This window comes from Rossellomorea sp. RS05 (assembly GCF_039822645.1).
GTDB classification, from domain to species: Bacteria; Bacillota; Bacilli; order Bacillales; family Bacillaceae_B; genus Rossellomorea; species Rossellomorea marisflavi_B.
Genome location: NZ_JBDKWY010000011.1, coordinates 60,359 through 82,894 on the forward strand (window position 1 = coordinate 60,359; position 22,536 = coordinate 82,894).

Genomic DNA, 22,536 nt, shown 5'->3' on the forward strand with positions numbered 1-22,536 from the left:
ATGAGGACATTTCCGACCCTGAAGGTCCTTGATGCATTCAAGGGTTTGTTCGCAATATTCGGCTTTGATTATCCTGTCATCCGCAAGATCCTCCAGATGAAGTGGACCATGGACGGCAGGAGGGTGCCCACCATCTTCCAGCAGGGAAAGGTGAAAAATGAAAAGGACGGGAATCGGTTCATCAAATCACTCTGGGTGTATGCCTTATATGGATTGATCCTGCTTCCGATCCTGTTCTTTGGGGATATGTATCTGTTTCAAATGACGCTGATATTCTCCGTCATCTTCTTCATGACAAGCACATCGATGATCTCGGATTTTTCGGTCGTGATCCTCGATGTGCGCGATTCCACGATCCTTTTCACCAAACCGGTCCAGCGGAAGGATATCTCGATGGCGAAGGCTTTACATGTATTCTTTTACCTGTTCTTCCTGACCGGAGCACTGACGGTCATTCCGCTTGCGGCTTCGTTCTTCTTGAATGGGTTTATCTTTTTCCTTTTGTTCCTGGTTGGTATCGTGCTTCTCGATCTTCTCATCCTGGCCATGACGGCTCTGATGTATTATTATGTTCTGAAGTTTTTTGATGGTGAGAAGCTGAAGGATATGATCAATTATGTCCAGATCGGTCTCTCTGTCGGGATTGCGATAGCCTATCAGCTGGCGGCAAGGGCGTTTGATCTCGTGGATGTGAATGTTTCTTTTTCACCGGAGTGGTGGACGGTGCTGATTCCGCCCCTTTGGTTCGGTGCACCGTTTGAATACGTCCTCAACGGGAATCATTCCAAAGTGGTACTGATCATGACCATTCTCTTCGTGCTGGTTCCCCTGGCCGCACTGGTCATCTACATCAAGGCACTTCCCCAGTTCGAGCGCAATCTTCATAAGCTCTCGGCCCAAGCTGGAGGAAGGAAGAGGAGGGTGAAAAGTGATCGTTTCCTTAAGTTGCTTTGCCGGAATCAGGAGGAACGTGCGTTTTACCGATTTGCCCAAAAAATGATGAGGACGGAGAGGGATTTCAAGCTCAAAGTCTATCCTTCATTGGGCTTCGCCCTGATCCTCCCGTTTCTCTTTATTTTCACAAGGCCAGACCTTTCCATCTCGGATCTTCCTGGAAGTAAATCATATCTGGCTGTCTATGCCAGTCTCATCGTTGCCCCGTCCGTCGTGATGATGCTGAACTATTCCGGAAGGCATAAAGGGTCCTGGATCTACAGGGTGGCTCCCGTGACACGGGTGGACTTGGTCTACAGAGGGACATTGAAAGCATTCCTTGTGAAGCTGTTTCTGCCGATATACATGATTCTGACCCTTGCATGCATCTTCCTCTATGGGCCTGTAATCATACCGGATCTTTTCGTCATCTTCATGGTTGTGTGTATCACGACGGTCCTATGCAGCCTGTGGATGAATCGGGTTCTTCCTTTTTCAGAAAGTTTCGAGGGGATGGCCCAGAGCGAAACCCTTAAAATCATCCCCTTCTTCTTCGTGGGGGGAGCACTGGCGGGTCTGCATTACCTGGTACTCAAGATACCTTTTGGGATCTATGGGTATGCGGTGATTGTCACTGCGGTCAATCTTGTTTGCTGGAAATGGCTGATCAACGGTCGAAATGAGCCGGAACGACTTTAGGCGTTTCCGGCTTTTTGCCATGCGCGGAAATTCATTCGTATAACACCATTTGAAGCTATAGGCATATACATAGGGAAGAATGGGTAACGTCGAAAAGGGAATGATGATAGAGGACGAAAGGGGAGAGCTTCATGTTCCTTGATTGGTTAGGCGGACTTAATCCTGCTCTACAGGCGCTTTTCGGAGGAACGGTGACTTGGGGACTTACAGCATTGGGGGCCTCTGCGGTCTTCTTTTTCAGAAAGATTGAGAAACATACATTGAATATGATGCTTGGCTTTGCTGCGGGGGTCATGATTGCAGCGTCCTTCTGGTCCCTTCTTGCTCCATCCATCGAATTCAGCGAGCAGAACGGGCAGATTCCGTGGCTTGCACCGGCAGTCGGTTTCCTTCTTGGAGGACTTTTCATCCGACTCCTGGATTTTGTCGTCCCCCATCTGCATCTCGGGAATGCATCGGAAAAGGCGGAGGGACCACCGACGAAGTTCAAGAAATCCACGCTCTTATTCCTTGCCATCACGCTTCATAATATTCCGGAAGGCCTTGCCATCGGAGTGGCATTCGGGGCTGCGGCACTCGGCCTTGGCGATGCGACCCTGATCGGGGCCATCGGTCTTGCAATCGGAATCGGGATTCAGAATATGCCGGAAGGGGCCGCATTATCCATCCCTCTCAGAGGCGAAGGGATGTCCCGAAGGCGGGCTTTCAATTACGGTCAGATGTCTGCCATCGTAGAGCCCATTGCAGCAGTCATCGGAGCAGCGGCCGTGCTGATGATCCAACCGCTCCTTCCGTATGCCCTGGCATTCGCGGCAGGGGCCATGATATTCGTCGTTGTCGAGGAATTGATACCGGAATCCCAATCTTCAGGTAGCACGGATCTCGCCACCCTGGGTCTGATGGCGGGGTTTGTGGTCATGATGATCCTGGACGTGTCGTTGGGTTGAGAGAGAGCACCCTGAAAATTCAGGGTGCTTTTTACGTGCTTGTCAGGGTCGCTTTACCACGAATGATGTCGGACTATCTGTAAAAAGAGTCAAAAGTCCTATTATCGGTGAATCTTTTTGTCATATCATTCAGATTCTTTTATACTATACTATAAAGGGATTCATTAGTATGAAAGAACTGGTTGGAGGGGATGGAATGAAGCTGATCGCCGAGTCGAAGAAGACACTGAGCATTCTTTTGGTTGCAATCCTTTTCGTGACAGCAAACCAGATTCCTGGAGTACAGCACGTCACAGCGCGCATCGCGACCAACGTGTATATCAACTTTAAGTATGAGCATTTGAAATTATCCTATGATTCAGTCGAATATTCCCCGCAGCTCGGCGACTACTCCGTAGCGTATAAAGACGGGGAGGGGAAGCGCTATGGCTTCATGGTCACTCCGAAAGCCATGCCGATCTTCATCCGTCATGATCCGTTGGAGCCTGCACCGGAATGATTTTGCCCTTTTCCCGCTCTTCCGTTATAATGGACAGGTAATCAATTTCATAAACGTAACCACAAGGGGAGCTTTTTTGCTGAGAGTGAACGGTTGATCCGTTCTGACCCTTTGAACCTGTTAGTTAGCACTAGCGTAGGGATGTGGAAGGTAGTTTTCTGCCTTGTTGTACATGCATTCTCCCTAATGGTTTCGTTCATAGAAAAGGGGGATTTTTTTTATGAAGAATATGAAGCTCATCGTCTTGATCGAAGTGGCGATCATGGCGGCCCTGGCCGTCGTGGTCGATCTGATTCCATCCATCAAGCTCACACCGTCGATTTCATTCAATGTGGCCATGGTGCCGATCTTCCTGTTGGCATTCAGAAGGGGCTTCAAGGCTGCCACCCTGGCCGGGTTCATCTGGGGATTGTTACAGGTCGCCCTCGGGGAAGCCTGGGTCGTTCATCCGGTACAGGTCTTCCTTGAGTATTTCGTGGCTTTCGCCTTCATCGGTGGGGCTGGACTATTCAGCAACCGGATCCAGAGCGCTGTGCGCGATGGGAGGAAGAAGGGGCTGCTGAGTTGGATGCTTCTCGCTATTTTGGTCGGAAGCGTGGCCCGTTATTTCTGGCATTTCATTGCGGGTGTGTTCTTCTTCGGATATTTGGCGCCGGATAACCTATCGCCGGTTCTGTTTTCATTTGCTGCCAACGGAGCTTCGATGCTCGGTTCGGCAATCCTTTGCGCCATTGTTTTATGCGCGCTGGTGGCTACAGCACCCCGACTTGTCAAAGTCGAGGATGGACGTTCCGTCAATCGTAAAGCTGCGTGAGTGTGAAGATCGGCTGAGGCCGGTCTTTTTCTATTGTGCTGGCGGGGGTTTCGCTTGGGGAGAGCAGGGGTAAATGAACAGGAATAGGACTATGGAAGGAGGGGTGATCATGACGGAATATATGCTGGAGGCTGCCCAGGATTGGGGATTGTGGGGGATTCTCCTCTCCCTCTTCATCGAAGGGAGTGCCTTCCCATTTGTAGGTACGTTATTCATCGTGACCGTCGGGTTCTTGTTGGAACTATCGTGGCTTGAGCTCTTTTTCGTCTCCGTTGCAGGAAGTGCCCTCTACGTCTTAGGGAGCTATATCCCTTACTTCCTTAGTTATAAGCTCGGTGAAAGGGTGGAGGCACGCCTCAGCCCTGAACGCAGGCAAAAGCTTCGGGCTGCACAGGATCAGTTCACGAAGTATGGCATTTGGAGCGTGGCGATCGCGAGTCCTCTGCATCTGGGGAATGTCGTCCCGTTTGTTGCAGGGATGTCCAAGATGGATGTGAAACTCTATTCCTTCCTCACCATGCTAGGGATCACGCCCTCCACCTTCCTCCTTCTCAGTTTCGGGAAATTTTCCGGAGGAGATCCTGAAACCGTCATGCGTACAATCGATCATTATCAAAACCTCGTGATCGGCGCTATCATCGCTGCCACGGTCGTATATGTCCTCTATAAATGGAAGTGGAAGCCCCTCAGGAAAAAAAGTTCCGTCACAGACGGCGGACCCTCTTCGATAAAGAACGATGATGAGTCCTCATTGCGAACATAATTCCTTTCCTTTAAACTAAACCTATTCTTAAATCAATCGTGTGGAGAGATTCTATGGAAGCAAAAATGATGCGAAGATACGATATCATGGAGGTATGCCTCCTTGCAGGGAAAATCATGCTGCAAAGCGGTGCTGAAACGTACAGGGTGGAAGATACCATGATGCGGATCGCAGCCTCCTACGGGATCAAGGAATCCCACAGTTATGTGACGCCCACGGGTATCATCTTTTCAATTGAAACAGAAGAACCGACCAAGACCAAATTGATCAGGATCAACGAGCGCTCCACGGACCTTGAGAAAGTTACGCTCGTCAATAGCCTCTCCAGGCAGATCAGCAAAGGGCATCTGTCTGTGGAAGAGGCCTTTCATGCGCTTGAGAAGCTGGATGAATCGGATCTTTCCTATCCGTTCAAGCCTCAGCTCCTGGCAGCCACCATTGCGAGCGGCTGTTTCCTGATCATGTTCCTTGGATCCTGGAATGACTTTATACCGGCAGCCATTACGGGCGGTGTCGGTTACATCTGCCTGATCTATTTCCAACGGGTCGTACCGATCAAGTTCTTCTCCGAGTTCTTGGCCAGTCTGATCATCGGCATGCTTGCCTTTGGATTTGTCCAGTCAGGTATCGGGCATCAGCTGGATAAAATCGTCATCGGCTCCGTCATGCCCTTGGTACCGGGGCTGTTGATCACCAACGCCGTCAGGGATTTGATGGCAGGTCATCTTGTATCCGGCCTGAGCAAAGGGGCAGAAGCGTTTCTGACGGCGTTCGCCATCGGTGGCGGGGTTGCGGTTGTCTTCACATTGTTGTAACGGAAGGGGAATGAAGAGTGATGTTTGTTGTTGAACATATGGTGACGAGCTTCATTTCGGCTGCCGCTTTCGGAATCATCTTCAATGCTCCGAAGCAATCGCTGTTCAAATGCGGCATCGTCGGGATGCTCGGATGGATGATCTATATCGTCCTGTTCACCTTTGAAATCGATACCGTCATTGCGACGCTTGCGGCTTCGTTCGTCGTGGCGGTGGTATCGCAGATATTTGCCAAGATGTACAAAACCCCGGTAATCATCTTCAGTGTTGCCGGGATCATCCCCCTTGTTCCGGGGGGCATCGCTTATGATGCCATGAGGAACTTTGTCCAGAATGATTACAATATGGCCATGAACCTCGCAGCCAAAGCATTCATGATCTCAGGGTCGATTGCAATCGGTCTCGTCTTCTCCGAGGTCATCAATCAGGTGATCCGAAACGCAAAGCTCAGTTCCTCTGCGCGCAGGATGAGATGAAACATTATAGAGAAGAAGAGGGTGCCAGTCGCGGCACCCTCTTTTCCTACTTATTCGCTTTTCCTTTCGAAACCGAGATAGCGAGTGCCCTGGAAGGTGAGGAGTCCTTCGTCACCTTCTGCAAGCATGCCGTATTCTGGGCCCTTGACGTGCATCTCCATCCGATCGCCGCTTTCCACTTGAAATGTCATGTAATAGCTGGTGTGTGCCCGCGAATCTCCGCCGCCGCCGTGAACCTCTGTCCGCTTCGACACGACTTCGGCCCTGGATGACAGGCGCGGAGACTGATTGTTCCTACTCCATTCGCCCACACCTTTGAAAACCTGAATCAAGATAACACCTAATATAACGACGAAACCTATTCCTACTAGGACCGGCACGACGTCGAACATGATATCGCCTGTCTCGCCCATAGCTTCTCCCCCTTATAAGTTGCACGATAAAATGGTATACGGAAACGGCGCTAAGAAAGTTTCATTCAGGATTCTTTTGGTCTTTATCGGATGGTGGAATGAGTGGGGTGACGAAAAAGATATCGGGCAAATCTTTCGGCTTCCGTACAATCAAAAAACACGCTATGATGAAAGGAACGATATTTCGGTATTGCCGGCGGTTCCTCCACATCCGGGCGCAGGTATGAAGGGAGTACATATGAAGGTCATACATTTTCTGAAACCTTATCGCATGGCCATGGCTGTAGCGTGGCTGTTCATGCTCACAGAACTTGCAGTAGAGCTTTTCAACCCGTTATTCATGGCAAAGATCATCGATGACGGCGTCATGACCGGGGATCTGGATCTCGTGCTGAAATGGGGCGCCATCATGGTGGCCATGTCCCTGTTCGCCTTCCTCTCCGGCATCGCCAACTCTTTTTTCGCAGCCCATACCTCTCAGGGCTTCGGATATGATTTGCGAGGGGCCCTGTACGAAAAGGTCCAGTCGTTCTCCAAATCGAGCTTTCAAAACCTTCCTGCGTCTTCCCTCATCACGAGGATGACCAATGATGTCAGGCAGATTCAAAATACCATTTTCATGAGTCTCCGGATCATGCTGAGGGCTCCACTCCTGGTCGTGGGGTCCACCATCATGGCCCTCTTGGTGAATGCCAGGCTCACCTTGATCCTGCTCGTGATCATCCCTGTGCTGTGGCTATTCCTCGTCTGGGTCCTCAAAAAGGGCTGGGGCTTGTTCGGGAAGGTTCAGATCCGTCTTGACCGGGTGAATGAAGTCATGAAAGAGAACCTCTCAGGCATGAGACTGATCAAGGCATATACTCGGGGGCAATATGAAGAATCTCGTTTTGGTGAAGCCAATGATTCCCTCAAGGATCGAACGATGACAGCCCTCCGCTTCATGGAAATCATCATGCCTTTACTGATGCTCGTTATGAATATGGCCCTCCTGTATATCCTTTGGCATGGCAGTGAACGGGTTGCGGCCGGAGGAGTACAAGTAGGGGAAGTGGTTGCCATTGTCACCTATGTAACCCGGATTTCATCGGTGTTCTCCATCTTCTCGTTCATCATCACTAGCTTTTCACGTGCGAAGGCATCATCGGGCCGGGTGGGGGAAGTATTGAACACGACTGTCGATATTACGGATCATGAAGGGGCAGCAGGTCAGGTGGTAAAAGGGGAGGTTGTATTCAAGGATGTTTCCTTCCGGTACCCTGGCACGGATGAATACGCCCTAGAGGATGTTACATTCACCCTTCAGTCCGGTGAGACGATGGCAGTACTCGGGGCGACTGGTTCCGGTAAGACGTCCATGTTCCAGCTGATCCCGAGGCTGTACGACCCTCAATCCGGTGAAATTGAAATCGATGGCCAGCCCCTGGGAAGCATCCCTCTGAATACGCTCAGGACTTCAATCGGCTTCGTTCCTCAGGAAGCCGTCTTATTCTCGGGGACCATTGCCGAAAATCTTCTCTGGGGAAAAGAAGGCGCATCACAAGAAGAGATGGAACAGGCGGCAAAGGACGCGCAGATTCACGATACCGTCATCCAGCTCCCGCGGGGATATGAAACGGTGCTCGGCCAAAAAGGTGTGAATCTTTCCGGGGGTCAAAAGCAGCGCCTTTCCATTGCGCGTGCTTTGATCAGAAAGCCGGCAATCCTCATGCTCGACGACAGTACGAGTGCCTTGGATATGAAAACGGAGGCTAAGCTCATTCAAGCCCTAAAAGGGTATGAATGCACAACCATGATCATCACCCAAAAGGTAGGGACCGCCATAGGGGCGGATATCATCCTTCTCCTTGAAGACGGAAAGCTGATCGCCCATGGTAATCACCAATCACTTATGACAGACTCCCCGTTGTACCGCGAAATTTACCATTCTCAGTTCGGAGAGGAGGGGCAGCATGTCAAGACACGTTAGAAAGAAGCTGGGGAAACATGATAAAGCGAAGGATATGAAAGGCACCCTCCGGAGGATCTGGGATTACCTTTCACGCCAGCGGGTGCTTCTCTATATGGTCATCGTCATGGTGATCATCAGTTCCGCTGCATCGCTCCTCGGTCCGTTCCTCGTAGGGAAGGCCATCGATGACTATGTCGTCACGCGTGAAATTACCGGACTCGGACGTTTGCTCATCGCCCTGATCCTGATCTATATTCTTCACTCCATCTCTGTGTGGTTCCAAAATTATTGGATGATCGGGATTGCGCAGGAAACGGTACACCGGATGAGGAAAGATTTGTTCCACCAGCTGCATCAGCTTTCGATCCCATTCTTCGATAAGAGGAAGCACGGGGAGCTGATGAGTCGTGTGACAAACGATATCGATAACGTAAGTGCCACGCTGAATAGTTCGTTCATTCAGATCATTTCAAGTTTCCTGACCCTCCTTGGGACCATATCGGTCATGCTATGGTTGAGCCCTCTGTTGACGTTGATCACACTGACGGTCGTGCCCCTCATGGTATTCGGCATGAAGTGGATCACGAAGAGGACGGGTCCCCTTTTCAAGGAATACCAAGGAAATATCGGTGAACTGAACGGATACATCGAGGAGACGATTTCCGGTCACAGCATCATCAAAACCTTCTCCCGTGAAGAGACCGCCATACAGGAATTCAAGGAAAAGAACGAAAAGCTGAGGAAGGCCGGTTTTTGGGCCGACACGTATTCGGGGTTCATCCCGAAGCTCATGAATGTATTGAACAACTTGAGTTTTGCCGTCATTGCTGGGATCGGAGGGCTCTTTGCCATCAAGGGCTACATTACGATCGGGGTCATTGTCATTTTTGCAGAGTATGCTAGGCAATTCACCAGGCCGCTGAATGAGCTGGCGAATCAGTATAATACGCTCCTCTCGGCCATTGCCGGTGCCGAAAGGGTTTTCCAGATCATTGATGAGGAACCTGAGGCAGTCGATGAAGCGGACGCGGTGGAACTGTCCGAAGTGACGGGTGAAGTGGTCTTTGATCATGTTTCCTTTGGGTATAGCGAAGACGAGATGATCCTCGATGATGTTTCATTTGTGATTTCGCCGGGAGAAACCGTAGCGCTTGTCGGCCCGACTGGAGCCGGCAAGACGACCATCACGAATCTGATTTCCAGATTCTACGAACGGAATGCAGGTGACATCCTCATAGATGGGGTGGACCTGTCTTCGGTTAAGCGGAAGAGCCTCCGCTCGCATATGGGGTTCGTCCTGCAGGACAGCTTCCTGTTCCAAGGCACCATCATGGAGAACATCCGATATGGACGCCTGGATGCGACAGATGAAGAAGTGGAGGAGGCAGCAAAACTGGCCAATGCTCACTCCTTTATCAGGAAGCTTCCTGGAGGTTATCATACGGTGTTGAGCGAGGGGAGTATCAGTCAGGGGCAGAAGCAGCTGCTGTCCATTGCGAGGGCAATCCTCTCCGATCCGTCCATCCTTGTTCTGGATGAGGCTACGAGCAGCATTGATACAATCACGGAAATGAAGATACAAGAAGCACTGAAACGATTGATGGAAGGACGCACAAGTGTCGTTGTGGCACACCGATTGAATACGATACGGCAGGCAGATCAGATTCTTGTTCTGGACGGTGGGAAAATCATTGAACGTGGTTCACACGATCACCTGATCAAGCTGGGTGGATTTTATGCGGGTCTCTATCATAGTCAGCTGAAGGAAAGTATATAAAAAAGAACCCGAAGCGGATCCCGCTTCGGGTTCTTTTACATCGGAGTAGGCGGTCATCCCGACCGGTCTGCTCCCACGCTCTCTATTATGGAGAAAAGCGTGCATGTAACTTGCAACATCACAAGTGAATATAGTTGATTTCCTATACGTTTAAGATAATTTAAACAGCCGCGGGCAATTCTTCTTAGTCGCTTGATCTACCTAAACGACGTAAGCCCTACCTCTCTTACATCCTAACGGCTCCGAAGCCGATCCAGTGTGAATAAGTTGTTTTTGTCAAACAACTGGAGAATTACAGATTATCTTCTCTATCGTTCGAAAGTATGTTACAAGTCTACAATCACTAATAATAACATGCACTTCATACTCTGTCAATAGCCTCTGCTGTTTAAAGATCCAAGGTCTGTGGAGAATCTTCTTCGTTATTCATGAGTCTGATCCCCACGGGTTCGATCTTGAGGACGACTAGATTTGGATCTTCCGGACCGTCGAACCAATTTTTCATGTGATCATTCCATATTTTCTTCTTGTAAGCCTCAGATTGTTCAACGGAGGCCTTTCCCTCTATCTCCACGAATGTATCGCCATATCCTTCGCCGTCGTAGCCGAGTAGGATATGAACATTTGGGTTTTCTTCGATCTCATCGGTCTTTTCGGTCTTCTTACTTGTTGGTGTGTACAGGACCAGGTCCTCGTGATAATAGGTCATATAGCGGGAATAAGGTTTGTTATCCTTTACAGTCGCAAGTGTTCCCACTTTGCTTTCGTCCAACACCTTCAATACTTGCTCTTTCACTTCATTCTGTGACACGATCCCATCTCCTTTTCGATTCATTATCTTCTGTCTTTACTATTCCTTTTTTTAACTAGGATTAAACATGCGTGATTGGTTGGGGGATAGGGAATAGTGTAAAAAAACATACAGGAGGAATCGCAATGACAGTCGTGCCGGAAGACATTTCAGCTATTTGCAGGAAGAGAATGGAGCCTTTTGACTGTGAAGGATTCGTCAATGGCCGGGGACCGCAGGAGCCTATCCTCATGATTGTAGGGGAAGCGCCCGGTGAAACGGAAATACATAATGGAGTCCCCTTCAGCGGCAGGGCCGGGAAGGTACTGGATGAATTCTTTCGCTACGTGGGAGTGGACAGGAAGGATATTTATTTCACCTCCACCGTGCGGAGTCGTCCATTCAAGCGCGTGGATAAAGTGAGGAAGGATGGAAGGGTCGAAAGGAAATGGGTTAACCGGGCCCCGAACAGGAAGGAACAGCTCGCTCATGCGGCTATGCTGGATTATGAAATGGCCCACGTACGGCCAAAGCAGATTGTGACACTAGGGAATATCGGTCTCCAGAGGCTTGCCGGGAGAATGTACAGCATCTCCTCCGTACACGGCGCCCCTATCCGGACCAAAGTGAAGTGCCTGAAGGATTATGACCGCAGGGAGTGGGGAGAAACGGAGGAAGAGTACTCTCTCTTTCCGACGTTCCATCCCGCCTCGATCTTTTATAATCGTTCCCTGGAAAAAGATATTTACCGGGACCTGGACCAGCTCAGGCAGATCCTCTCGGATAAAGGGGTCTTTTAGCTGTGATCCATCTTTTCCTTAGCCATCTTGATGAGTTCCTGGACCATCCTGCCGCCGAGTTGTCCACCGACTTTCCCGTTTTCAGCAGACGATAGATGCCCATTGTAGCCTTTTTGGAGGGGAACCCCCACTTCCCTTGCTGCTTCAAACTTGGCATCTGACGGATGGTCTGCACCGGAAATTCTCGCCTTCATTTCATTGAGGGAGTCCCGGGAACCTGGGACCAAAAGCTTGCGTTTCGACATGTTTTCACCCCCTTCATCCTATTTTCTCCAAAAAAATTTAACAGTATGTGAGGTATTGTTACACAAGGGTTTTTGGAGGTTCGACTGTGGTGAGGAAATAAAAAAAGATTGTCTATATTGTGTCAATTAAATATAATTCATAATAGTTAGATAAATCGGAAAGATAACAGGGGGACAAAGAATGTCGGAATTTGTAGGAAGCATTGTCGACGTATTATGGTCACCGGTCATGATCTACTTTTGTTTGGGTGTAGGTCTATTATTTTCAATATTAACAAAATTCGTGCAGGTCAGATTCTTGAAGGACATGGTCAAACTGATGTTTGAAGGAGGCAGTTCCAAAGAAGGGGTATCATCCTTCCAAGCCCTCGCCCTGTCGCTCTCTGGACGTGTCGGTACAGGGAATATCGCTGGTACGGCGACGGCCATCGGATTCGGTGGGCCTGGTGCCGTGTTCTGGATGTGGGCCATTGCGTTCATCGGATCGGCCAGTGCCTTTGTGGAATCCACCCTTGCACAAATCTACAAAGAAAAGCGCGATGGTGAATACAGAGGGGGACCGGCTTATTATATCGAGAAGGGAATCGGCTGGAAATGGTACGCTGTCCTGTTCTCCATCGCCACCCTGATCGCCATGAGCATCCTGATGCCGGGTATTCAATCCAACTCCATCGCCCTCGGACTTGAAAATGCATTCGGACTGAGTACGACCGTGACGGGTATCGGTCTTGTCGTACTCCTTGGTGTGATCATTCTCGGAGGGGTGAAAAGGATCGCGGGGGTGGCTTCCTATGTGGTGCCGTTCATGGCCATCGGTTACATCCTCCTTTCCCTTGTAATCGTCGGTGTGAATATTACGCAGGTTCCGGACGTGTTCTCGTTGATTTTCAGCAGTGCGTTCGGTGCGAACTCCGTCTTCGGAGGCATCCTTGGTTCGGCTATTTCCTGGGGGGTAAAGCGCGGGATCTATTCCAATGAAGCCGGTCAGGGAACAGGGGCCCATGCTGCAGCGGCAGCTGAAGTGTCCCATCCTGCCAAACAGGGGCTTGTACAAGCAGCATCAGTCTATATCGATACGCTTCTTGTTTGTACAGCGACTGCCTTCATGATCCTTTTTACCGGATCGTATAATACGGTAGGTCCGGATGATACGGTCATTGCGTCAAATGCGAGTGTTGAAGGGGTGGAGGCAGGACCTGCCTATACACAGGCTGCCATTGAACAGGTCATCCCTGGATTCGGTGCAGGTTTCGTCGCCATTGCTTTGTTCTTCTTCGCCTTCACTACCATCATGGCCTACTACTACATGGCTGAGACGAACATCGCCTACCTGATGAAAGGAAGAAGCGCGAAGGTCGGGATGGTGATCCTCAAGGTCGTCATACTGGCAGCTACATTCTATGGTGCCGTTAAAGAAGCGACCCTTGCCTGGGCGATGGGGGATATCGGACTCGGAATCATGGTATGGCTTAATCTGATCGCGATCTTGATCCTGGCCAAACCCGCCCTTGCTGCTCTCAAAGATTATGAACAACAGAAGAAGCAGGGACTTGACCCCGTGTATAATTCCAAGAAGATGGGCGTGAAAAATGCCGAGTTCTGGGAAGGGGACTACAAGTACGATAAGAATAAAGAGAACGCATCTTGATGCAGAAGCATAAAACCCATCATGGGTTTTATGCTTTTTTTACAGGATGTAAAGTATCCTGACTGGAATACTAGGCAATATCTTTTGAGGAAAGAGCTCTTTTTGATTATGATGAGAAGAGAGCATATTTTTCAGGAGGTGTGGGGCAATTGGATTTATATGAATCGTATATTCAGAACGATAGACAGCGGAAATTGCTTACCCTGGCAGGTGAACTTGCCGATGCGTTCGCAGAGAGGGCGGAAGAACATGATCGGGAGGGTTCCTTTCCTTTTGAGAACTTCAACGATCTGAAGAAAAAAGGCTACGGGAAGCTTACGGTGCCTAAAGAATATGGGGGCGAAGAAATCAGCCTGTATGAGATGGTGATGCTGCAAGAACGCCTGGCGACGGGTGACGCGGCTACTGCACTATCGATCGGATGGCATCTTGGCGGTCTGATGGAGCTGAGTGAGAGCAGATTATGGGATGAAGCACAATTCCAAGCGCTATGCGAAGCGGTCGTCACAGACCAAGCCCTCGTCAACAGGGCAGCCTCCGAGCCTGCTACAGGCAGTCCAACAAGGGGTGGTCTTCCGGAGACGAAGGCTACCAAAACGGATAATGGGTTTGAACTAACAGGCAGGAAAAGCTTCACTTCCATGGCGAAGGTCCTGGATTATTCATTGGTACTGGCACGGATCGGGGAGACGGAGAAAAAGGGATTTTTCCTGGTTGATCATAAATTGGATGGTGTGAGCATCGAAGATACATGGGATGTGATTGCCATGAAGGGGACCGGAAGTGAAGACCTGGTTCTTGATCACGTGAGCTTGCCTCCTTCGGCTATGGTAGAAGGGGATGAAAGGGGTGGAGACATCCCTAAGGCATGGCTTCTTCATATTCCTGCCTGTTATCTCGGTGTGGCGGTGGCAGCCAGAAATTATGCCATTGAGTTCGCAAGTAATTACTCGCCTAACAGCCTGCCAGGGCCGATCAAAGAGGTCCCAGAGGTGCAGAGGAAAATCGGAGAAATGGAGCTCGAACTGTTCCAGGCCAGGCAGATCCTCTACTCGGTGGCAGATAAATGGGTGAAGGAGCCGGATAAACGGAAAGGGATGGGTCCGGAGCTTTCGGCGGTCAAACATATCGTCACCAATGGGGCCGCACGCATCGTGGATATTGCCATGAGGATCGTAGGGGCAAGGAGTCTGTACCGCTCGAACCCGATGCAACGTTATTACCGGGACGTGAGAGCGGGGCTGCATAATCCGCCTATGGATGACATGGTCATCTCGCTGCTGTCAAAGCGGGCTCTCGGTGGAAAATAGTAAAGAAGCCAAGGATCACGGTCCTTGGCTTCTTTACGTCTGTAATTTTTTCTCCAATACGGAGGAATGGTGAATCTCCAGGGTCTGGATCCCTTTCAGTTCTTCAAGCAGGTCATGTATGGATAACAATTCGTATAAGAGAACGGATTCGCATGAGAAATGTTTGATCTGTTTTCCTTTAAGGAATTCATGATCCTCCCAGAACTCTTCTAAAAGATCCTTCATGAGAACGAAGTGCTGTTCTGGAATCTCGAAAGAGGGGTGGTGTAGGATCCCCTTAAGGGACTGGATTGCCGAAATGATCCGTTCCTTCTCCTCTTGGCTGTACGAATAGCGGTTCATGGGGAGATAGATCAGATTTCCGATATGATAAAGGATCTGTCTCAACAGGTTCAGCTTTTTATACTCGTAGTGGAAAAACCGGAGCTCTTTCCTGCTGGAGCGGTGTAGTTTCCACTCTTCCTTTTGATATTTGCAAAGGGTATCCGTTGCTTCGACTTCCTGGAGGATGTCGGCGAAAATGAGGCGGGTGTCCCGGTGAAGGGAATGCTGCTTTAGCAGTTCCGAGCCTCTCCGCTCTAAAAGATTACCGGTTTTGAAATATAAATTATGAATGCTCGCCGTGATTTTATCGGAATATTTAGGAGGTAGGACCCAAATGTTGACCACGGTTGAAACGATAAGCCCGATCGTCGTGGTTCCGAGCCTGATGAAAAAAGTGGCTACATAATGATCATGGATTGTCGGGATCATGGCGATTCCTGTCAAGGTGGCCACCAGGATTCCGGGGGCAAGCTTCAGCCTGTGACAGGTGATGATTGTCAGCAGCGCGACGAATGCGTAGGTGATGGGGCGGTCTCCGAAAAAAGAAGACAAGACGACTGCGTACAGGGCCCCGATGGCTGATGCCGGAAATCGGATGAACGCCTTTTTGATTGAATTGGTGGCCGTCGGCTCGATGGTGACGATGGCCGTGATGACCGCGAACGTCGCTGGCCAGTTGAATAATTCACAAATGAGTGCAGTCAAAAAAACGGCAATGCCTGTCTTTGCAACGCGGCCGCCGACTAATCGAAAATGTTTGGAAAATTGCATATAGGACCCTCTTTATAGTGGAAGAATACGTACCTATCATTATAACGCTTTTCGTAGAATCTGTGTTTACTTTGAGTCCCGAAATAAAAAAAGTGATAAAAAGGCCTGTCCACTTTGGACAGGCCGTATATGAGAAACTCATCTGAGAGGCAAAGGCCTTAAAACAATCTTGATCGAATGAGGCATCTGGTCGTTTTCTTGTGCCGCTTTGAGGTAGCGGAACATATTCTTTCCACCTACTGAATTAGCAGAGTGGATCGTGATGCGTTCTGCAAATAATTGGTGCTCCACCATGGCATGAACCAGCATCAACCCATTTCGGGTCTTGCTCTCGAGGTCATGATCGAGAGAGAGATGACCGATGGAATGATCGTACATAAGCTGCAGGCACTCATCGATGTCTTTTGCAAGAATGTAACCTTGGGGACAGTGGCGATAATCGTCGAGAAACACATTTACTGTCATATACATTCTACTTTCGTCATTTGACTTAGGTTAAGCCTAACAGACCTATACCTATACTTATATAGGTAATTAGTGGTGTATTACAAATATATTTGTGGTTGGAAAGTTAGTCTTTTAAGCTTCGAAACTTAAGATTCTGTCACTTTTACCATAATAGTTTGAAAACTGAAGAATAATAGAAGGAATATTCTCATTTCTTGTCGTATGAAGTAAAGACCATACTGCGTTGGGAGAGTTTCAGGTGATAATTGAAAAATTACTTCTTCACACGTTCATCATTCTTGCTCCGGTGTTGATCCAAACCTCCCTGCTCGAACATCATAAATGGAGTAAGTCGCCCATCTTCACAGGGGTGCTAAACGGTTTAGCCACTCTGACATGCCTCGCATTCACATATGAATTCGCCGGCTTATACTGGGACTTCCGCTATGTCCCCCTCATTATTGCCATGGTCTATGGGGGCAGGAAGGCGGGACTCATCGTCCTTGCTTTCATGCTCATCGGACGGACGATCATGGGTGGGGATATCCTATTCCATGGCCTTGCCAGTGCGGTCATTGCCTCGGTGATCCCTTATTATTTTTCAAAAGGTTTCTGGAAGATGTCGCCCGTCAAACGGGTAGTTGCGGCTCAGTTCATCGGTTTATGGCCGATTGCTATCATTTTTCTCATGCTCTTTGTCTTTCATCTACCGTCACAATTTTTGAGTGAACTCCATTCCATTACATTCATCCTGCAGTTCGGCCTTGTCCAGGTGCTTGGAATCGGCATCGCCGCCCGCTTGAATGAATGGATGGTCGAGAAGAAAGTGATGAGGGAAGAAATCATCAAATCGGAGAAATTAAATACGCTGGGTGAATTGGCTGCCAGCATCGCCCATGAAGTGCGAAATCCCCTGACGGTCGTGAAGGGTTTCCTTCAGCTCATGAAGCGTCAGTCAAAGGGGGAGGAGGATGAATATCTGGCCATCATCTTAAGTGAGCTTGGTAGGGCTGAAGAAATCATCAATGACTACTTGAATTTTGCAAAGCCGCAATTCGAGAAGGTGGAGCGGGTTCATATAAAGGAGATTCTATCGGAGGTATCTATCCTGTTGAATGCCTATGCCGTGAAGGAGAATGTTTTTTTGGAGAGCCACCTGGAGGATGACGGGATCCTCCTCACGGATCGGAATAAAATGAAGCAGGCACTCATCAACTTTGTGAAGAATGCGATTGAAGCGACTCCGCCGAAAGGGTATGTGTCGATCGGTCTACAGGTCTCTGAAGAGAATGCCGTCATTACTGTGAAGGATACAGGAAAAGGAATGTCGAAAGAAGAGATAGCTAGGATCGGTACGATGTTCTATACCACAAAGAATCAGGGGACAGGACTCGGTACGTCGGTCTCCCTTAAAATCATCGAAACGATCGGCGGCCGTGTAAGGTATTCGAGTGAGGTGAAGAAAGGGACGACCGTCGAGATCATCCTTCCCCTTCGGAATGAAAAATTGAAAAAGGAACATATCCTTTCCCATCGCTTAGATGCTTGAAATCTAAGTGTTTTTTCATTCTGGTCTCACGTTAATTTACCGTACATACGTTCTATGATAGGATAAAAGAAATGAATGACCGACCCTAACGTACAGGCGACGATGAGGGTGCCGATCCCGATGGAACCTCCCGCCGTGATGGCCAATGTAATGGCAATGGCCTCGTTCAGGAGACGCGCGTGGTTGAGGTTCAGACCGAAACGGTGATGAAGGGCCATCATGAGTGTATCCATCGGACTCGAAGGAAGCCCCGCCTGTAGATAGATGGAAATACCAAGTCCGATCAGCGTAGTGCCAATGACGACAAAGAGGATCTGTGACGTCAGATCAGACGGCACCAAGACGGTCACGGTCACCCTCAGCCAGAAATCAACGAGCTGGCCAATGAGGAAAATCGATAGGGCGGCGAGCCATCTTGGTCGCTCTTTCAATAGAAACGCATTGACGCCGATCAGGATGCACCCGTTTAAAAAGATGCATGTCCCGATCGTAAGGTGGAACAAACGTGATTCTCCAACAGCCAGGGCGTCCCATGGACCCGCTCCCATATTGGCATGGATTACAAATGAAACGCCGAGTGATAAGCATAATAAACCGATACTATAAAAAAGGAATCGAATCATGTCTACCTCCGTTAACCGATGCTTGTCTCTATACATATGCCGGCAGTGGACAGAATAGAAGAAGAAAGCGAGGTGAACACCATGGATGCCGATATTGCATTATCCGTCAGGGAGCTCGTCGAGTTTGTCCTCAAGGCTGGGGATATCGATTCGCGATTTCAGCCTAGGTCATCCATGCTCACGGGAACAAGGCTCCATCAAAAACTCCAGCGACGCTATGAAGAGCCCGATGAAAAAGAGGTTCACCTTAAAGGGAGAAAAGTCGTGGATGGAATCAGCTATCAGATTGAAGGCAGATGCGATGGGATCATACACCGTGAAGGAAAGATCATGGTGGAAGAAATCAAATCAACGGCCCGGAGCCTCGATGATTTGGAGGAAGGGATGGGGGTCCACTGGGCTCAGGCGGAGTGCTATGCCAGCCTCCTGACGGAAGAGCGGGGCTGGGATGCGATACATGTGAGGCTCACGTATATCCACACAGGAACAGAAGAGACGAAATCATTTACCCGCGAGTATGACCGTGAAGAACTTCAGGGAATCATGATTGGTCTATTGCAGCGCTATACGCCGTTTGCAGAAGTGAGGTTGAGGAACGAGGAGAATCTGGAGGCGAGCCTCTCCCGCCTTTCTTTTCCTTTCGAGACGTTCAGAAAGGGTCAACGTCAATTGGTAGGAGCCGTTTATAAAACCGTCACCGAAGGAAAGACTCTTTTTGCCAATGCCCCCACGGGGACAGGGAAGACGATTTCTACCTTATTTCCTGTCGTAAAAGAAGGAGGCAGGTGGTTTTACGCCACGGCCAAAACCATCTCAAGGACGGTGGCGGAAGACGCCGTCAAGCTGATGGAAGAAGGGGGCCTCTCCACCAGGGCATTGACCATCACGGCTAAGGATAAGATTTGTTTTAAAGATCAAACCATCTGCCAGCCCGATCATTGCGAATTTGCCTGTGGCCACTATGATCGCGTGAACGGGGCCATCCTGGATATCCTTCAGAAAGAGACCCTCATGACCAGACCGGTGATTGAGGAGTACGCAAAAGCACATCGTGTATGTCCATTTGAATTTTCCATCGATCTATCGTATCTCGTTGAAGGGGTCATCGGAGATTATAATTATCTATTCGATCCACGAACATCGTTGAAGCGATTCAGTGATTCCTCTAAAAAGCAGACGACGCTCCTCATCGACGAAGCTCATAATCTTGTTCCGCGTGGGAGGGACATGCACTCTGCTTCCTTGACGTCCACGGTTTTTACAGCATTGGCAGCACCTGTGAAGGGAGAACTGAGCACGGCAATTCGTTCCCTCACGGAGGCTTTGGAAGATGTAAGACCCGGTACATATGTAGAAGTCGATTCAGGTGTAACAGATGGGGTAAGGGCATTCGTGGAGGCTGCGGAAAAGGAACTTCCTCACATGGAAGGTGAAAGTCCTCTATTGGAGGCGTATTTTGAATCGACCCAATTCCTGCGCATCCTGCAGCTCTATTCAAAAGAACACCGGACATTGGTCACGCAGCATGGGGCCGGGATCACCCTCAAGCTCATCTGTCTGGACCCGGCAGCTTTTTTGCGTCAGGTGACGGCAGGGTATAGGGCGGCGGTCTTCTTTTCGGCGACCTTACATCCGTTTTCGTATTACTTCCATCAGCTTGGAGGAGAAGCGGAGGATTACCGATTTGTCATTCCGACCCCCTTCGATCATAGCCAGTGGCAAGTGGAAATCCAGCCCCTTTCCATACGCTTCAGGGACCGGGATCGCCATTTTCCTCATCTGATGGAGTCGATCGTCAATCTCTTTAATCGAGTCGATGGAAATGGCCTCGTATTCTTTCCTTCCTACGCCTTCATGAGAAGAGCTTTTGATGCATTGGAAGGGTATGATTTATCGGCGAAGCTGATCATGCAGGAGCCGATGATGTCAGAAAAGGAAAGAGAAGAGTTCTTGGCTGAGTTCCAAGGAGGACGAGAGCAACCTGTATTGGGTCTTGCCGTCTTGGGAGGCATTTTTTCTGAAGGTATTGATTTGAAGGGAGAACGTTTGAAGCAGGTGGTGGTTGTCGGTGTCGGGCTCCCTCAACCTGATGAAGAACGGGAGCTGATGAAGTCCTATTTTAACTCTCTCGGAGTAAATGGATTTGCCTATGCCTACACCTACCCCGGATTGAACAAAGTCTTTCAGTCTGGTGGAAGGCTGATCCGGACTGAAGAAGACCGCGGTGTCCTCAGGCTCATTGATGATCGCTATCTCTCAGGGGAATATCAGAAGCTGCTGCTCGAGGAATGGCGACATTTCACCGTGGTGGGAGGTTCATGGACATAAAAAAAGACCGCTACGGGAGCGGTCTTTTTGGACATTTCAATTAGTTGAAAGAAGGGTCCTTAAGAAGACGATCGAATTCTTCCAAGTGGTGCGTTTCGTCGGCAATCATATCATCGAGCTTGATTCCGAGCTCCACAAGACCAAGCTCTTCAGCCTGCTCTTTGCGTTTTTTGTAGCGTTCGATCGTGTCAGCTTCTGCTTTGCGTCCTTCAAGGAGCATTTCTTTCACGTCGTCCGTTTGTTTCACCTTTGCTGGAGTCGTTGTAGGGCTGCCTCCAAGAGTTTTGATTTTTTCTGCAAGGTAAAGAGCATGTCCTTGCTCATCAGGGATCTCTTCTTCGAAGAAAGGTTTCAATACCTGTCTATATAAGCCGCTTACTACTGCTGCGTAGTTCGTGTAGAGGATAACTGCGGCATATTCATTTGCTAGATCTTCGTTCAGTCCTTCAATTAGTTCGTCAAGTTTTGCTTGATCCATTTGTAATTACCACCCTTTGTGTATGTTGTATGGTTATAATGTACCCGTTTCGCATGGAGATAAACCCCTTTTTTGCTGTGTGGGGGTGGGGACGGCTTGTCAGAGTTGCTTATCCTTTTCATTTCTTTTGTGGTAAGGTGGCGTTTCGTTCCGCTGCACTCTGTGCGTATGAGTAGGGGTGTGCTGATTTGGAGCAGGGAATTGCCATCCTGTATTTTTATGAGTGTGTGGTGGATAAGAGACCGTTCCGTTTCGCTGCGGCCTCCCGCTTTCCATGGGGCGTGCGGTGAGCCGCTTCGGCGTTGCCTGCAGGGTCTCACCCTGCCCGCTATTCCCATAGGAGTCGGGAGGCCTTCGCTGCACTTCACTCTGTGCTGAGGAGTGGGAGAGTGCTGATTCGAAACATGCTAACGCCATCCTGTTTTTTGTGAGTATGTAGAGGTGAAGAGACCGTTCCGTTTCGCTGCGGCCTCCCGCTTTCCATGGGGCGTGCGGTGAGCCGCTTCGGCGCTGCCTGCAGGGTCTCACCCTGCCCGCTTCTCCCATAGGAGTCGGGAGGCCTTCGCTGCACTTCACTCTGTGCTGAGGAGTGGGAGAATGCTGGTTCGAACATGCTAACGCCATCCTGTTTTTTGTGAGTATGTAGAGGTGAAGAGACCGTTCCGTTTCGCTGCGGCCTCCCGCTTTCCATGGGGCGTGCGGTGAGCCGCTTCGGCTGCGCCTGCAGGGTCTTCACCCTGCCCGCTTCTCCAATAGGAGTCGGGTGGCCTTCGCTGCACTTCACTCTGTGCGAAGGAGAGGAATGTGCTAATTTGAAACGGGAAATCCCCCTCCTGTTTTTGCAATGAGTATGTGGTGAATACGAGACCGTTCTGTTCTTTGCACTTTGTGCGCAGGAAAGGTAATCGGATAATGCGAAACAGGCCATCACGCATGGTTTCTTTTTTAGTATGATTTTCTAACCCCATCTATGAACGATCACCTCAACATGTCCAATACCACAGAGTGGATTGGAGCGGAAGGGATTTGACTCCCTCGGAAAAAGTTATTATGACGGGTGTTCCCCACACTTTTCTTAGGTGAAAAATTTTTTTGAATATCCTTTCGGATTTTCTTCATTCCTTCATTTATCATTTATT

22 protein-coding genes and 1 riboswitch are annotated in these 22,536 nt (G+C 49.4%); of the genes, 14 read left to right on the plus strand and 8 right to left on the minus strand.

What is annotated here, in order from left to right:
- The 7 genes from ABJ225_RS20450 (at window position 1) to ABJ225_RS20480 (ending at window position 5,946) form a co-directional block, all read left to right on the plus strand.
- Window positions 1-1,632, plus strand: coding sequence for a hypothetical protein (locus ABJ225_RS20450; RefSeq protein ID WP_347321482.1), 1,632 nt, complete (start codon window positions 1-3; stop codon window positions 1,630-1,632).
- Window positions 1,633-1,763: 131 nt separating this feature from the next.
- Window positions 1,764-2,579 carry a ZIP family metal transporter gene (locus ABJ225_RS20455; RefSeq protein WP_053428872.1) on the plus strand — a complete coding sequence of 272 codons (816 nt, stop codon included), beginning with the start codon at window positions 1,764-1,766 and terminating at the stop codon, window positions 2,577-2,579.
- 169 nt (window positions 2,580-2,748) lie between these two features.
- Window positions 2,749-3,078: a hypothetical protein gene (locus tag ABJ225_RS20460; protein ID WP_053428871.1), complete on the plus strand. Its 330-nt coding sequence runs from the start codon at window positions 2,749-2,751 to the stop codon at window positions 3,076-3,078.
- Window positions 3,079-3,132: 54 nt separating this feature from the next.
- Window positions 3,133-3,237: riboswitch (TPP riboswitch) on the plus strand.
- Between the two features lie 61 nt (window positions 3,238-3,298).
- Window positions 3,299-3,892 (plus strand): energy-coupled thiamine transporter ThiT, encoded by a 594-nt coding sequence (gene thiT, locus ABJ225_RS20465; protein WP_079514638.1) that lies wholly within the window; start codon window positions 3,299-3,301, stop codon window positions 3,890-3,892.
- Between the two features lie 109 nt (window positions 3,893-4,001).
- The gene (locus ABJ225_RS20470) at window positions 4,002-4,655 is read left to right on the plus strand and encodes a DedA family protein (protein WP_347321483.1); all 654 of its coding nucleotides are present in this window, start codon (window positions 4,002-4,004) and stop codon (window positions 4,653-4,655) included.
- A gap of 53 nt (window positions 4,656-4,708) precedes the next feature.
- Complete coding sequence (locus tag ABJ225_RS20475) at window positions 4,709-5,470, plus strand: threonine/serine exporter family protein (protein WP_347321484.1); 762 nt, start codon at window positions 4,709-4,711, stop codon at window positions 5,468-5,470.
- Window positions 5,471-5,490: 20 nt separating this feature from the next.
- Window positions 5,491-5,946, plus strand: a complete 456-nt coding sequence (locus tag ABJ225_RS20480; protein WP_053428867.1) for a threonine/serine exporter family protein — start codon at window positions 5,491-5,493, stop codon at window positions 5,944-5,946.
- Window positions 5,947-5,996: 50 nt separating this feature from the next.
- Here ABJ225_RS20480 and ABJ225_RS20485 read toward each other — a convergent pair whose 3' ends face one another.
- Window positions 5,997-6,359, minus strand: a complete 363-nt coding sequence (locus ABJ225_RS20485; RefSeq protein WP_238283512.1) for a DUF2500 domain-containing protein — start codon at window positions 6,357-6,359, stop codon at window positions 5,997-5,999.
- A gap of 238 nt (window positions 6,360-6,597) precedes the next feature.
- Between ABJ225_RS20485 and ABJ225_RS20490 the strand changes: the two genes are divergently transcribed.
- Complete coding sequence (locus tag ABJ225_RS20490) at window positions 6,598-8,325, plus strand: ABC transporter ATP-binding protein (protein ID WP_347321485.1); 1,728 nt, start codon at window positions 6,598-6,600, stop codon at window positions 8,323-8,325.
- Window positions 8,309-10,084: an ABC transporter ATP-binding protein gene (locus ABJ225_RS20495; RefSeq protein WP_347321486.1), complete on the plus strand. Its 1,776-nt coding sequence runs from the start codon at window positions 8,309-8,311 to the stop codon at window positions 10,082-10,084. Before ABJ225_RS20490 ends, ABJ225_RS20495 begins: the two co-directional genes overlap by 17 nt.
- A 388-nt stretch (window positions 10,085-10,472) precedes the next feature.
- Here the strand turns inward: ABJ225_RS20495 and ABJ225_RS20500 are convergent, their stop codons facing one another.
- Window positions 10,473-10,895, minus strand: coding sequence for a pyridoxamine 5'-phosphate oxidase family protein (locus ABJ225_RS20500; RefSeq protein ID WP_056532636.1), 423 nt, complete (start codon window positions 10,893-10,895; stop codon window positions 10,473-10,475).
- Between the two features lie 125 nt (window positions 10,896-11,020).
- Here ABJ225_RS20500 and ABJ225_RS20505 point away from each other — a divergent pair, with 125 nt between their 5' ends.
- Complete coding sequence (locus ABJ225_RS20505; RefSeq protein ID WP_218247881.1) at window positions 11,021-11,674, plus strand: uracil-DNA glycosylase; 654 nt, start codon at window positions 11,021-11,023, stop codon at window positions 11,672-11,674.
- Here the strand turns inward: ABJ225_RS20505 and ABJ225_RS20510 are convergent.
- Complete coding sequence (locus tag ABJ225_RS20510; RefSeq protein ID WP_347321487.1) at window positions 11,671-11,919, minus strand: alpha/beta-type small acid-soluble spore protein; 249 nt, start codon at window positions 11,917-11,919, stop codon at window positions 11,671-11,673. The two genes, ABJ225_RS20505 and ABJ225_RS20510, sit on opposite strands and share 4 nt — an antisense overlap.
- A 181-nt stretch (window positions 11,920-12,100) precedes the next feature.
- On the opposite strand from ABJ225_RS20510, the gene ABJ225_RS20515 reads away from it, so the two are divergent.
- Together ABJ225_RS20515 and ABJ225_RS20520 are read left to right on the plus strand one after the other, a co-directional pair.
- Entirely contained in the window at window positions 12,101-13,567 is a 1,467-nt protein-coding gene (locus ABJ225_RS20515; RefSeq protein ID WP_218247882.1) for an alanine/glycine:cation symporter family protein, read from the plus strand.
- A gap of 149 nt (window positions 13,568-13,716) precedes the next feature.
- Window positions 13,717-14,877 (plus strand): acyl-CoA dehydrogenase family protein, encoded by a 1,161-nt coding sequence (locus ABJ225_RS20520; RefSeq protein ID WP_347321488.1) that lies wholly within the window; start codon window positions 13,717-13,719, stop codon window positions 14,875-14,877.
- 33 nt (window positions 14,878-14,910) lie between these two features.
- Here ABJ225_RS20520 and ABJ225_RS20525 read toward each other — a convergent pair whose 3' ends face one another.
- Complete coding sequence (locus ABJ225_RS20525) at window positions 14,911-15,972, minus strand: aromatic acid exporter family protein (RefSeq protein ID WP_347321489.1); 1,062 nt, start codon at window positions 15,970-15,972, stop codon at window positions 14,911-14,913.
- A 138-nt stretch (window positions 15,973-16,110) separates the two neighbouring features.
- The gene (locus ABJ225_RS20530) at window positions 16,111-16,437 is read right to left on the minus strand and encodes a cyclic-phosphate processing receiver domain-containing protein (protein ID WP_056532652.1); all 327 of its coding nucleotides are present in this window, start codon (window positions 16,435-16,437) and stop codon (window positions 16,111-16,113) included.
- Between the two features lie 241 nt (window positions 16,438-16,678).
- Between ABJ225_RS20530 and ABJ225_RS20535 the strand changes: the two genes are divergently transcribed.
- On the plus strand, window positions 16,679-17,968 hold the full coding sequence (locus tag ABJ225_RS20535) for an ATP-binding protein (protein WP_347321490.1): 1,290 nt from the start codon (window positions 16,679-16,681) through the stop codon (window positions 17,966-17,968).
- Between the two features lie 26 nt (window positions 17,969-17,994).
- Here ABJ225_RS20535 and ABJ225_RS20540 read toward each other — a convergent pair whose 3' ends face one another.
- Window positions 17,995-18,591 carry a YczE/YyaS/YitT family protein gene (locus ABJ225_RS20540; RefSeq protein ID WP_159645877.1) on the minus strand — a complete coding sequence of 199 codons (597 nt, stop codon included), beginning with the start codon at window positions 18,589-18,591 and terminating at the stop codon, window positions 17,995-17,997.
- Between the two features lie 18 nt (window positions 18,592-18,609).
- Between ABJ225_RS20540 and ABJ225_RS20545 the strand changes: the two genes are divergently transcribed.
- Window positions 18,610-20,919: a helicase C-terminal domain-containing protein gene (locus ABJ225_RS20545; protein WP_347321491.1), complete on the plus strand. Its 2,310-nt coding sequence runs from the start codon at window positions 18,610-18,612 to the stop codon at window positions 20,917-20,919.
- Window positions 20,920-20,959: 40 nt separating this feature from the next.
- On the opposite strand, the gene ABJ225_RS20550 is transcribed toward ABJ225_RS20545, so the two are convergent.
- Window positions 20,960-21,397 carry a ferritin-like domain-containing protein gene (locus tag ABJ225_RS20550; protein WP_053428854.1) on the minus strand — a complete coding sequence of 146 codons (438 nt, stop codon included), beginning with the start codon at window positions 21,395-21,397 and terminating at the stop codon, window positions 20,960-20,962.
- 614 nt (window positions 21,398-22,011) lie between these two features.
- Window positions 22,012-22,242 carry a hypothetical protein gene (locus tag ABJ225_RS20555; RefSeq protein ID WP_347321492.1) on the minus strand — a complete coding sequence of 77 codons (231 nt, stop codon included), beginning with the start codon at window positions 22,240-22,242 and terminating at the stop codon, window positions 22,012-22,014.
- Window positions 22,243-22,536: the final 294 nt, after the last annotated feature.

Bases quoted from the DNA above. Each gene is read 5' to 3' on its own strand.
- ABJ225_RS20485 (WP_238283512.1), bottom strand. From the start codon at position 6,359: ATGGGCGAGACAGGCGATATCATGTTCGACGTCGTGCCGGTCCTAGTA.
- ABJ225_RS20540 (WP_159645877.1), bottom strand. From the start codon at position 18,591: ATGATTCGATTCCTTTTTTATAGTATCGGTTTATTATGCTTATCACTC.
- ABJ225_RS20515 (WP_218247882.1), top strand. From the start codon at position 12,101: ATGTCGGAATTTGTAGGAAGCATTGTCGACGTATTATGGTCACCGGTC.
- ABJ225_RS20455 (WP_053428872.1), top strand. From the start codon at position 1,764: ATGTTCCTTGATTGGTTAGGCGGACTTAATCCTGCTCTACAGGCGCTT.
- ABJ225_RS20490 (WP_347321485.1), top strand. From the start codon at position 6,598: ATGAAGGTCATACATTTTCTGAAACCTTATCGCATGGCCATGGCTGTA.
- ABJ225_RS20505 (WP_218247881.1), top strand. From the start codon at position 11,021: ATGACAGTCGTGCCGGAAGACATTTCAGCTATTTGCAGGAAGAGAATG.
- ABJ225_RS20545 (WP_347321491.1), top strand. From the start codon at position 18,610: ATGCTTGTCTCTATACATATGCCGGCAGTGGACAGAATAGAAGAAGAA.
- ABJ225_RS20550 (WP_053428854.1), bottom strand. From the start codon at position 21,397: ATGGATCAAGCAAAACTTGACGAACTAATTGAAGGACTGAACGAAGAT.
- ABJ225_RS20480 (WP_053428867.1), top strand. From the start codon at position 5,491: ATGTTTGTTGTTGAACATATGGTGACGAGCTTCATTTCGGCTGCCGCT.
- ABJ225_RS20460 (WP_053428871.1), top strand. From the start codon at position 2,749: ATGAAAGAACTGGTTGGAGGGGATGGAATGAAGCTGATCGCCGAGTCG.
- ABJ225_RS20495 (WP_347321486.1), top strand. From the start codon at position 8,309: ATGTCAAGACACGTTAGAAAGAAGCTGGGGAAACATGATAAAGCGAAG.
- ABJ225_RS20470 (WP_347321483.1), top strand. From the start codon at position 4,002: ATGACGGAATATATGCTGGAGGCTGCCCAGGATTGGGGATTGTGGGGG.
- thiT (WP_079514638.1), top strand. From the start codon at position 3,299: ATGAAGAATATGAAGCTCATCGTCTTGATCGAAGTGGCGATCATGGCG.
- ABJ225_RS20525 (WP_347321489.1), bottom strand. From the start codon at position 15,972: ATGCAATTTTCCAAACATTTTCGATTAGTCGGCGGCCGCGTTGCAAAG.
- ABJ225_RS20475 (WP_347321484.1), top strand. From the start codon at position 4,709: ATGGAAGCAAAAATGATGCGAAGATACGATATCATGGAGGTATGCCTC.
- ABJ225_RS20450 (WP_347321482.1), top strand. From the start codon at position 1: ATGAGGACATTTCCGACCCTGAAGGTCCTTGATGCATTCAAGGGTTTG.
- ABJ225_RS20510 (WP_347321487.1), bottom strand. From the start codon at position 11,919: ATGTCGAAACGCAAGCTTTTGGTCCCAGGTTCCCGGGACTCCCTCAAT.
- ABJ225_RS20530 (WP_056532652.1), bottom strand. From the start codon at position 16,437: ATGACAGTAAATGTGTTTCTCGACGATTATCGCCACTGTCCCCAAGGT.